The following is an 11,411-nucleotide window of genomic DNA, read 5'->3' as shown; positions in this document are numbered from 1 at the left end:
CTAGTATTTCCGGGGCATCACACCATTTCTTTTTTGCTTGTGGAGAGAGCTTCAGCTCAACTAATTCTTCTCCACGTCCCAGTTTGCGAACCGTTGTATATTGAGCCCCTTTGCGCATAGGAATAAGCCAATGCCTTTCGCTTCCGGTCGTTTGCCAACGATGTAAAAGCCCTAGAGCGTAAAAACCTCTATCAAAGATGGTCAGGCTTTGGTCTGGAGAGTGTTCAATAAGCTTTGTTGTCAAATCTACTTCACTTATCGATGTTGAGTCGAATGATGCGCTATTAAGAAGATGGCTTGTCAGTTCCATATGGCAGACCATTCGAACTTGAGGATACTCAGATAAGCACTTTTGATTTCGAGTACGACTGAAGCGCTCATCGTTCTCTTTAGTATCTGGGGTTCGCCAGACCACACCATCTACAGCATGAAGAGTTAAACCATGCCAATCTGGGTGTGGCGTTTTGTCATTCCATAATTTCTGCGTTTGAGTAAAAACGGATTTCATGACATCAGAACCTAGCCTTTGCCTTGCTTGGATTACTGCGCTTGGAGCAACAAACGGTTTTTTGCCAGGAAGAAGAATATCTAGCTTGGAGACAACTTTCTCCATAGATAAATGGCGATATAGGGACATCCCAACAACACTCCAAACCATCATCTCCATGGGCAATCTGCGTCTACGCATGGTTGTGATACCCGTATCTTCCATACATTGAGCAATGAGTTCAGGAGAGAGAAGGTCAGATAAACCTGAGAGTTGCTCAACAGAGAATTGATGAACTTGGTTAAGTGCTTGTCTTAGAAACATAAAAAAATCCGAGTGTCTGGAATACACTCGGATTTTGACACCTTGAAAGGATCGTTCAACCGATCATTTAAGCCTTAACTGATCGGCATTAGCCCCTAGAGCTGCTTTCTGCGTAACTCGCTGAGCTTACATATCAAGAGACATGCCTATTTGACTCAATTTGCTTCGGAATTCATCAACGCTAGAGGCTTCATAGGTTGGTGAGCCGTTAAAGTACCTTGGTTTTTCTGGCAGCATTGCATTTTTTAGCGCTTTTTCTTGGTCAAGATCATCATGATAAACCGTAACTCGATTAGGGATGTCTTGTTGGAATCTCGCCATTGTGTTCTCCTTTCATCTGACGTTTAAATCACTATTAAGCGTAGAAAAACCCTTGCCAGAGTCAAAGTGAACTTTTGTTGCACATAACCAATAGTCATTGAAGTAACGCTATGATTAATAAAATGTTATTGGACATTAAACCTCGATCATTATGACTCAAATAAGTCTAATTCTGTGAGCTTTTTCCAACTAATCGCATTGTTCTTTCATAAATCACTCAATACATTACCACGCAACCGAGCTATTGTGTTTGGGAACTAATCCACACCATGCTGAGAATTGCCGACCATTTTGAAACTGTTTGCCAGAGCCTACTTCACTAATAGTTTCAGCAGTCAAAATCGGACCAAAATCAGGGATATTCTTAACTGCCTCATACCTTGGATGTTGTTGGCTCAATCTGGTTATGCTTTGAGTAACTTCATCAATTTCGTCGCTGATATTGATAAAGTTACAGTGCAGTGTTTGCAGTAAGCTTCTCATAACATTAGACAACTGATTCTCAGCTTCTTCAATCGCTAACGGCAAATGACTCCGCAGTGATTTAATAGACAAAGGGAAAACCACTCCGTACTCAGCGGCAAGTCCTCTGATCTGGTAACTTGGAAGTGCCCCGTTCCTTGTTGGCTAAAGCTAACGTCATCACTCTCTCATCGAGAGTTTTCCATAGATTTTCTAATCCTGTCGTGAGATGTGGAGAAAATACCCCACTTTGTCGTATTTTCTCGTTCGTGATTTTTTGGAGTATGATGATACTCTATTCAAAACATGCGCTTATGCTAAGTCCAAGTGTCCGGCGGATGCGCAAAAAATCCCAAAGTGAGGTGTGAATCGACCAAGCTTTTCTAAACACCTAATTGCTTTACAATTATGTGTTCCAAGGAGGTGATCTGCTCCAGCCAGACTGGACACTTAATTAAGCGACACAACCTTTACTGTTTTCCTGAACAGATACCACTGAGCAAGTTTTTGCCTAGCGTTTTTTTCTGTTATGATCTCGGTTAAAAGCGTTAAGAGATTGGAATTATGGGTAGTTTTGTAACAAAGGGAACAAAAACCAGTACTGGTGGTGAGGTTCTTGAAGGACACGATGATGTCAAAGTTGCTGGGCAACCAGCAACATCCATTGAACAGAAAGCTTCTTGTGCGTCCGGTCGAAAGGAATGCAAAGGGGTCGGTATCATCGTCCCCGTTGGAAGTAATCAAGTCTACCTTCCGAATGGAAAGCAAGCGGTGCTGCCTGGTTATCAAGTTATGTGTAATTGTCCCGACAATTTTATTTTAGATCCTAATAATGGGGTCAACATCGGGAATAACGTGTCTTTTTCAAGCAATGTCAATGTTGTACAAAATGCCCGTCATGCTAAAACTTCTCACTCACCTACTACGAACATTAATAGATACCGGTCAGCTAAATCTGTAAGTAGAGATTCACTTAAGATGGGGGATGCGTATACTTCCCAAATCACGCAAAGTTCAGTAGCACTTAAGCAATCGGACAGCCCTTCAATGGTTGAGCTTGATATCGATGATACCTACATCATTTTTGCCGGCCAGAAAACGGATATTAAAACCTTTGCTCAAGAGGTGTATCTAACGGATTCTAGCGAAGTCATTGAACACATCATTAAAGTAAACCCACATCTCAAAAGGACGTTCCACTTCTTAGTTAAAGGAATGCCTATCGTGGTTTCTCCTTGGCAAACGGTACACCCAGATGAAGCCGATGCCACTTCTCAGGTTTCAGAGCTCGCAGAACTGTTCTTTACGCTTTCCCCAGAGCAACAAGCATGGTTCTCAGAGCACCATGAAGAATTTGCAAGTGTTATGCTGACGTCCACTGCGATGCCAAACTCAACCCTGTATGAAGTCAATGACGGTCAGGTGGAAGAATCCAATTTCACTAACCAAATGATTGCTTCAGTGGGCTCTGGTATTGCTGGAATGAAAACCCAAGCAGACAGGCTTCAGAAGGAATTTCAGCGGTTTGAAAATTACTCCAAATATGTAGGAGAAGCGACGAAAGGTATCAAGGGCGATAGATTAAAGTCGAATCCAGACTATAAGCAGTGGCGCAAACAAGCTCGTAGCTTTCAAAGTGAAGTTCAAGCCATTTCAACCCAGTTTGGTGCCCCGAATTACATCAAGAATATTCAGGCCAACAAGGTTAATAACTATCTGAACGTTGGTAAGAAGCAACTGTCTAAGGCGAAAGATTTCTCAAAAGCTATTAGCGGAATCGAAATGACGGCTCTGTACAAAAAATCGATGGAGTTTAGTAAATATCTCGGTCGGGCGGCATGGGTTGCGACCATTTTTGGGGTACGTGATAACTTTATTGATATTGCCAAGACGTGTGCTCAAGATGAAGGGTTCTCAGAAGCTTGTATTCGCTCAGGAGTGAAAAATTCAACGTCAATTGGACTTAATGTGTTTGTCGGAGAAGGGATAGGCATTATTGGTACTAGGTTTGCTCCAACAACATATGGGTTATCAATTATCCCAATGGCCATAGGGACATACTACTGGGGTTTATATGGTGGTGAAGTTTCTAATGTAGGCGGCGAACTTATGGAGTATTTGGTTTTTGATGCCTATGACGATACCGTTGAATTTATTCATGGAGTTCAACGATGATTAATGGTGTATCAGCTTGGCTCTGGATTCCTCTTTGGGGAGTGGGAGTAATATCTGGTCTTGGCCTAATTATTTTTGGTATTGGTAATCTTATTACATTACCACTTACACTCTTTTTACTTAGAAGTAGAAAGGACTACCTGATAGACAAACTTGACTCTTATGCTCCTAAGAAGGTGCAAGGTTGGGCTCATTTTCCATCACTGGCTTGGATTCGCTCAAGCCAGCAGGCATTTAGTTGGTTTAATCGCCACTCAAAGGAAGAAATTCAATACTGGCGCAGTGGTATCAAAAAAGAGCTCGGTAGCATTTATTGGTTATACCGATTAAATGCAGAATGCTTAAGGTTTGGTTTTGTAAGTGTTTTCCTTATGGGAATTGTTATGGGGATCGAATACAAATTTGGAATACTAGGGTTTACTTTCTAAAACCTAGCTCGCTCCAATTAAAGGGGGCAACGGGAGAATAAATGAACGATTTGACCTTAGAGCAACTACAACTGACAAGAATAGTTGACGATTATGCTAACCAGTTTCCTTTGACTGAGGATGGTGATGCCCTATTGCTAGAGGGGTGCTCTGACTACATGGAGGCTTTTAAATGGTTCATCGCGGCTTTCCGGGGAAAGCCGCTTTTATCTTCATAAAGAAGTATTCCGTATCTCGGTATCCATAGCCCATTCTTTTTATTAGCTTAATCTTGTTATTGATCCCTTCCAAGGTACATGTATTTAGATGATACGAAGCTGACGCCACTATCCCATGAAGATAGGGTTTCAGTTTTCTAGCAAAGTTTATGAGCGGTTTGATCCCACTTTCATGGACCTGTTGCCACCACACCTCCCAGAGATCATTAGCCTGTTTCTCCGAGCTACAATACCAGAGCTCTTTGAGTTGAGCTCCTAGCAAATGGGTCACCATTAAGTCACGATTGACCGCAAGTATCTCATCCAGATAACTCTGTTGCTTAGTGTTTAAGTTCTCTTGATTTTTCAGTAGCACCCAACGGGAGCGTTTGATCCAACGCCGAGCATTTTTGTCATCTTTCAGTTGATTCGCTTGATCAACTCGGACTCTATCCATCACTTCTCGACCAAACTTAGCGACGACATGAAAGAGGTCATAAACGATACGGGCATTAGGACAATGAGCTTGGACTTCTAGGTCAAAAGCTGTGTTCATATCCATTGCCACAACTTCGATATTTTGAGCGTATTCTCCAAGAGTTTCAAAGAAGGGACGTATGTCCTTGCGTGCTCTACCTAGACCAATCCAGAGCACTTGGTGCGTTTGTGCATCTGCGACAACCGTGGCATAACGATGCCCCTTGAATATGGCAAATTCGTCCATGACGATTTGACGCAACTGACTCCATGGAACATCAGGAACCACACGCTTTAAGCGTTGCTTATCCACCTCTTTAATGGTGTGCCAGTGCACTCCAGTAAGCTCAGAAATATGCTTGATGGGTAAAAGTGGTAGTAGCTTTTCAATGTATTCAATCAGCCGGTTAGTGAGGCGAGAGTATGGCTTAACCCAAGAGATAGCTTCGGTTTTAATGCCACAGCTAGAGCATTTGATACGTCGAGTCTGGACGAGTAACTCGACAGGTGTGCCAAGGATCATCGCTTCTTTAAGCGTTCGCCATTGAGTATCGTGGATAGACTCAGAGGCTCTACCGCAAGGGCAGCATGCAACTGAGTCAGGAATTAGGGTGATAGATATTAATGAGTCAGTTTTATGAGACTTTACGATCTGAAAGCCTTTCCAGAATGACGATAGGAAAGTATTATTCGGCATGAAAACGGTAGTTTGTGTAGGTTTTGTTTGGCGATAAAACTCTATCACTTTCTACCGTTTTTGTTTTGAGTTCCCGCTTATCCGCGATGAACCTTTTAAATATGTAATGGAGAGCACCTCCAGAGTGCAAATGGACTATATATGTCAACAATATCTAGGCTTCTATCGTTTTGCTAAATGGATGGAGCTTCTTGCCGAAGGGATCAGTGATGGTCGTATTAAAATCCCCAAAGACCATTAAAATCAAGATTTCCCCACCCCTCCTTCTCCACAGCCCTTATAAATAAAGGGCTAGCGGCTTACATTGGACTTTTCGCTGAAATGGGCGCAAAACCCCCACTAGCACGTTTATGCCCCTTTATCATTTTCGGGCAACAAACTGGCTCGTGATTAGTGGTGATTTTCACTCAAATATTTCTCATGCAAATCCATGTAATTTATGCGAGTGAAATGAATTTAAATGCTGCGTACTTTGGTGGTGAGTAGCTGTGGGACTAAAGCGTCTTAGTGTTATCAACCTAATCGATTCGTTCTTTTCTTTACAATTAGCTTCTTCTTGATAGTGGAATTTATAATAGTATCAATAACTTATTGTTGATGGTTTGATACTTATTGATTATGATTGTTTTTAGCGCATTATTGTTGGTATCAGTATCTGAGGTTATATGAATTTTAAAGATTTATTCGAAGATGTTTATAATCAGCACTCTTCAAGTTCTGTCATTCAAAAGAGTGCTGGACACAAAGTTGCTAATGAATCATTTCAAGACTCGTGGTCGCAAGAGTCAGCTTCAACTTCGCTAATAGGCCCTCAAGAAGAATATATATTACAGAACTATATTCGCCCCATTTACGGTAAACAATACTTAAATAAAGCTCCAATAGGTACACATCCTGATTTTTTGTCTTTGCAGGGAACAAATGATTTAATCCATCATTATTCTTGTACGATGTTTATGGATATAAAAGGCTCCACTAGACTCTCTCTCCTTTATGACCTTAATGATGTCTTTCGATTCAAAAATGCTGTAATTCAAACATGTGTTGAAGTTGTTCGCTCTTTTGATGGATATGTGCATCGTTTAATGGGTGATGCTGTGATGTCTTTTTTTGGGAGCAAAGATAAGTCTACAGAAGATTCTATTGCAGATGCGGTTAATTGTGCGGCGACGTTAAAGTTGTTGCTTGAACAGGGAATTAAGCCTTGGATGGAAAGTCATGGCTTTGACGCAAAAGATTTCGGATTTCGTGTGGGAATCGACTTTGGTAATGAAAAGGATGTCCTTTGGGGGAGCTTTGGTTATTCTTCGGTTGGTGAAGTTTCTGCCACTGGTTTATCTGTTGATATGGCATCAAAACTTCAAAGTCGAGCTAGCAAAAATAGTACAATGTTAGGGCAGGGTTTGTTAGACCACGTCTTTTGGCCAGATTATTATTCTAAATTCAAACAAAGGACTGTCTCTGGCATTATTCAAAATGAGCCAGTTGTAGTACCGAATATTACTACTGCTGAAGGTCAACCGCTTGACTATCGCATGAAAGAACTAAACTTTGAGCGTTTTATCGAAGTAAGCGCGTTACCTAGGCAATCCAGAGCATCTGTGAACAAAAACATAAGGCATAATCCAGATATAGATTTCCAATGCTTCGTGGTTGAGAATAGTGTTAAAAATGAATATATATCTGCATCAAGATATTTAGATAAAAATTTAGACCTCACATTTGAAATCATAGCATCAACACGATCTCGGTTGCAGTTTCCTTTAAAGGTTAATCTTGTAAAAACTAATTTTGGACCAGAGGTTCCTGATTTAGAAGATGGTAAAGAGCAAATAAAGAGCACTAAATATTTGTATGTTAATCGAGAGAAATTCAGCAAAATAACTCCACCATATGTAAAAATTGAAGAGGCGGAATCAACTAGTTATCGTGGGTTACATACGATGAAATGCGAGATTTATGATAAAAATAATAGTCTTGTTTTTAGGGATTGGATTGGGGTAATGATAAAATGAATAGTGACCAACAGGTTTTGTTTGAAGCCTTAAAAAGAACGGATTCATACATTGTTTCAGCAGACCAAAAAGCTTCATTTTTATTAGCAGCAGGAGTGACTTACCTTGGAATATACACTTCGCTATTTTATGGATTTCTCTCAGATAAAAGTTTAGTTATACTAAATGAATTAACATTATCCGTTATTGGTGTTTTATTAGTGACATGGTCAATATGGTTTTATAAAATAAAAACCGTTTTTACACCTCGACTTAAATCCTCTGGGGGTAAGTCATTGATTTCCTACGCTTCAATGATTAATAACCACAACGACGTGTTAGATTGTTTTTGTTCTTATGAGTCCTTAAAGAATAATAATTTTGATCTAGATAAAGATTTACTGGAAAATTACTGGATATGTGCTGAGATTTGTAACACTAAAATGCTGGCGTTCAAATCTAGTTTACTTTGGCTGTTTTTTACTCTGAGTGGTTCTGTGCTTGGCTTGGCAATACTGGCCTTTTACTCCACATTTTTCAGTTGAGTTAAGGTTTTTTTCTGCGAAAGTTTTTAACTGAACACCTTGCCCTTTGAATGTCTATGCATGTTTTCATTCAAAGCCTGTGCGTATCGCCGCACTATTCATAATTATGCCTAATACCGTTAGTCTTGTCTGGTCTTTAAGCCAAAATTATTTCTGTCCAGATGTGTGCTGGCGGGGCATGTAACACAAAAATGCCCCATTATGAGTTAATGCGACCTAAAATTTGTTCTTGAATATCAATATTTGCGATACTTAAACTAATCGAGGCAAAAAGAAAGACCTGACCCATTGACCCTATACGGATACGGTGACCTATTAGTCGGTTGGACGAAAGTTTTAGCGTAGTTGCATACAAAGCGTTAAATGTAGGTGAACAATCCTGTCGCGATAAACTCACAGTGTGAGAGCAAGATGATCAAAAGTAGTCGGTAATGGAATTGAGATGAATAAGAGACGAAAGAAAAAGTCGGCACGGGTAGTAAAAAATAGAAATAGTACCAGTGCTATAAAGAGTGCGTTAAATAGTTCTCAGCCACAAGCGGGATTAGTATTAGCACAAGAAGCCTGTCGACTATACCAATCAGGTAAATATACGGGCAACTTGCCTAGACTTATGTCTGATTTATACTTTGCACTTGAGAAAAATTATTTAATACAGGACCATGAGCGAGCTACGGAAATCTTTGAAACCTACCGTGCATTATCTTTTAGATTGCTAGATCAAACTGAAAATTTGGTGTTTGCCACTCTTCATTACCTCGTGTCTGCGTTGTACTTGTATTACAACGGTGAAAAAAGTAAAGAAGAACTCCAGACATATTATCGATTATGTGAAAAGCTACACGACCATCGTCCTATTACTAGATCTATACCTCCAACGCTGTATGGCTATTACCTATCTAGTCAAGCGTTGGTGAAAAACAACCAACACTGTTTTTACACAGTTGCATTTAAACTCGACTTTTCATTGCCGATCGTGGATGGTACATATGCCATTGATGATGACATGGATGAAATCTCAGTAAAGACCAGCAGGCATGGCGATAAAACGTCTAAGCTCGGTGATCGAAATTTCACTAGTGTCAGGTTTAAATTTAAAGGAGTCTCCCGTAATCACGACGTAGATGAAAAAACTAAATATAAAATTATCAATTCTATTAACGCATTAATCATCTATGTTAAGTTGCTCGATGAAGACATTCCTGTGAAGTACCTCAGTGAAAATGATATTAACGGGGATATTTGGATAGTCCAATATGACCATCTTGGAAGGTCATTTCGAGAAGCTAAAGGAACGATTTTTGCTCGACCACTCGGATCAAATCTAAACCAGTTTGAAGCGATAAATGATCCGGGAATTTTCCTGAAAGCAATGAAACCAACCCCAATTTATCAAAATCTATATGTCCAAGCTTTGAGTCAATTTGAAGAAGGTAACTACACCGCCTGTTACTATATAATCAATTCTGCTATGGAATCTATGCTCGATCACTACTGCAAATTGCTACTCGACAGGGTCAGTGACACTGCGTACAAAGAGTTTATGGTTCCTAAAGAGAAGGGTTCTTTGCCTACCAACCATGATCAGATAAAACAAATCCGCAAATTGTTGGGTGTTAACAAAAGTAAAGAGAAAGCTGAACTAGGGGGTTCAATTAGTCAGCTTGTTCTGGATGTCAAAGGTCCCAATCAAAAGAGTCAATTAAGAAATGACCTTACTCATGGTCGGCTAACATTTGTAACTCGCAATGACGCTTACCAAGCGATTAAAGCATATTCGCAATTAGTCAAAGGGTTGCAATTCTTTTATATTCAAGCCCTAAATAGCTAATTGTTATTTAGTGAAACTAGCCACCGCTTTGCCCATAAGTGTGAATAATCCGAAAAACATACTTCTATAGCTCCGTAACTCAGAAGTGTCCAGAGACGTTTCAGTGGGGCTCGAAACACGTCTTTGCCCCAAAATTACTTAGATTAAATACTCTACTCAATTCAGGGGGCGTGCGTTTACCCTACTAAAACTTATTCGATTGAGTTGATAACTGTTCACTCCCGTCATTAGGCGACATCTTGCAGTCTAATTTCCCTTCATGTGTCATAAATTATTGATTATCAGTTGAGTTAATATGAAAATGACTGCATCACCGATGGATGAAAGACGACAATTTGTCGTCTAATAAGCGTTAGGCTTTTCGTTGAAAATTGGAGGAGAATTTGACTCAGGAGTCATTAGGAATTTGGACTATGCTTGGCACTTGGTTTTCAGGACTTGGTGCATTTAGTGCTGTGTTGTTTGCTTTATACTCAAATAAGCCAAGATTAAAAATCAATTTCCGCGGACAATCTAAACTCGAAATAGCTAATCAGCGCACGGTAAATGCACATATTAGTCATATTTATCATGAAATTGCGGGTGCGCCGAAGTCTCGATTTTCGAATTTTAGCCCCTATAGAATTCTATTAGATAACAGTGCAAGGGAAGATGAGCATCTGGATAAAACCGTTGCTTCGGGTGAGTTTTTGGTAATCCACCTAAATACTGACGAGTTGTATAAATTGTATATAAAACAGTGTGACTACAATAAAATTGAAGTCCCAACGTATATGCCAAAATTGAAAGTTTGTATTCGTTTATCTAGTGGTAGGGCAGGGTGAGATCGCGAACATTTTCTAACCACTTAGAATGATCGGTTTGACGATCATATCTAGCTGTGATCATATACTCTCTTTTAACAAAGAGACCTACCCACAATGCATATCGATGAGTTTAAAGAGCACTTCCATTTAGTCGCAGATAAGCGCCAGTCAGCAAAGGTTACGTATTGCTTGTTTGAGGTTCTGTTCGGCTCATTGTGCGCTGTTATTGCTGGTGTAAACCTCCCCTAAACTAGTGGCATACCATTTTAGAGTTCTTCGGCTTAGACTGAGCATAGAAGGAGAACCCGCGATGAAAAAATCACGTTACTCAGAAACACAAATCGTCAAAATCTTAAAAGAAGTGGAAGTGGGTCGTAAGGTCAATGAAGTGTGCCGTGAATACGGCATTTCAGATGCCACCTACTACAACTGGAAAGCAAAATACGGTGGGATGGAAGCCTCTGAAGTCAAACGCCTTAAAGACTTAGAAGAGGAGAATCGTCGCTTGAAAGCCATGTTTGCTGAGTTGAGCTTAGAGCATCGAATTCTCAAGGACATCGTAGAAAAAAAGCTGTAAAGCCAGCGATAAGACGCGAACTGGTTGAGTATGCCAGACAACGGCACAATGCCAGTTTACGTCTTGCTTGTCGCGCAGTTGGCATTAGTG

At 40.2% G+C, this 11,411-nt stretch carries 9 protein-coding genes and 3 pseudogenes; 8 read left to right on the top strand and 4 right to left on the bottom strand.

The genetic code is table 11. The features are described from left to right. The 3 genes and pseudogenes from DA100_RS11320 to DA100_RS11310 form a co-directional block, all read right to left on the bottom strand. On the bottom strand, positions 1 to 811 hold an 811-nt coding region (locus tag DA100_RS11320), incomplete at its 3' end, for an IS4 family transposase (protein WP_138972223.1). A gap of 126 nt (positions 812 to 937) precedes the next feature. Beyond that, positions 938 to 1,132 (bottom strand): hypothetical protein, encoded by a 195-nt coding sequence (locus tag DA100_RS11315; protein ID WP_138972222.1) that lies wholly within the window; start codon positions 1,130 to 1,132, stop codon positions 938 to 940. Between the two features lie 237 nt (positions 1,133 to 1,369). After that, positions 1,370 to 1,735, bottom strand: a pseudogene (locus DA100_RS11310) (transposase); the annotation flags it as partial. Positions 1,736 to 2,158: 423 nt separating this feature from the next. On the opposite strand from DA100_RS11310, the gene DA100_RS11300 reads away from it, so the two are divergent. Next, positions 2,159 to 3,769: a PAAR domain-containing protein gene (locus DA100_RS11300; RefSeq protein ID WP_138972221.1), complete on the top strand. Its 1,611-nt coding sequence runs from the start codon at positions 2,159 to 2,161 to the stop codon at positions 3,767 to 3,769. Further along, the gene (locus DA100_RS11295) at positions 3,766 to 4,197 is read left to right on the top strand and encodes a hypothetical protein (protein ID WP_102591233.1); all 432 of its coding nucleotides are present in this window, start codon (positions 3,766 to 3,768) and stop codon (positions 4,195 to 4,197) included. The genes DA100_RS11300 and DA100_RS11295 overlap by 4 nt, the downstream gene beginning before the upstream one ends. Before the next feature lie 177 nt (positions 4,198 to 4,374). Here the strand turns inward: DA100_RS11295 and DA100_RS11285 are convergent, their stop codons facing one another. Beyond that, positions 4,375 to 5,568 carry an ISL3 family transposase gene (locus DA100_RS11285; protein ID WP_138972220.1) on the bottom strand — a complete coding sequence of 398 codons (1,194 nt, stop codon included), beginning with the start codon at positions 5,566 to 5,568 and terminating at the stop codon, positions 4,375 to 4,377. A 665-nt stretch (positions 5,569 to 6,233) separates the two neighbouring features. Between DA100_RS11285 and DA100_RS11275 the strand changes: the two genes are divergently transcribed. The 6 genes and pseudogenes from DA100_RS11275 to DA100_RS11250 all read left to right on the top strand — a co-directional run. Continuing rightward, complete coding sequence (locus DA100_RS11275; protein ID WP_138972218.1) at positions 6,234 to 7,583, top strand: adenylate/guanylate cyclase domain-containing protein; 1,350 nt, start codon at positions 6,234 to 6,236, stop codon at positions 7,581 to 7,583. Continuing rightward, complete coding sequence (locus DA100_RS11270; RefSeq protein ID WP_138972217.1) at positions 7,580 to 8,107, top strand: hypothetical protein; 528 nt, start codon at positions 7,580 to 7,582, stop codon at positions 8,105 to 8,107. The genes DA100_RS11275 and DA100_RS11270 overlap by 4 nt, the downstream gene beginning before the upstream one ends. Positions 8,108 to 8,549: 442 nt before the next feature. Next, positions 8,550 to 9,938 carry a hypothetical protein gene (locus DA100_RS11265; protein WP_138972216.1) on the top strand — a complete coding sequence of 463 codons (1,389 nt, stop codon included), beginning with the start codon at positions 8,550 to 8,552 and terminating at the stop codon, positions 9,936 to 9,938. A gap of 413 nt (positions 9,939 to 10,351) precedes the next feature. Beyond that, positions 10,352 to 10,762 carry a hypothetical protein gene (locus DA100_RS11260; protein WP_138972215.1) on the top strand — a complete coding sequence of 137 codons (411 nt, stop codon included), beginning with the start codon at positions 10,352 to 10,354 and terminating at the stop codon, positions 10,760 to 10,762. Between the two features lie 96 nt (positions 10,763 to 10,858). Further along, positions 10,859 to 10,978, top strand: a pseudogene (locus DA100_RS11255) (ISAs1 family transposase); the annotation flags it as partial. A 76-nt stretch (positions 10,979 to 11,054) separates the two neighbouring features. Beyond that, positions 11,055 to 11,411, top strand: a pseudogene (locus DA100_RS11250) (transposase); the annotation flags it as partial.

The sequence above is a fragment of the Vibrio sp. Hep-1b-8 genome, assembly GCF_006124995.1.
Taxonomy (GTDB): domain Bacteria; phylum Pseudomonadota; class Gammaproteobacteria; order Enterobacterales; family Vibrionaceae; genus Vibrio.
The sequence above is the reverse complement of the archived record's forward strand: the minus strand, read 5'-3'. Positions and strand labels throughout refer to the sequence as shown.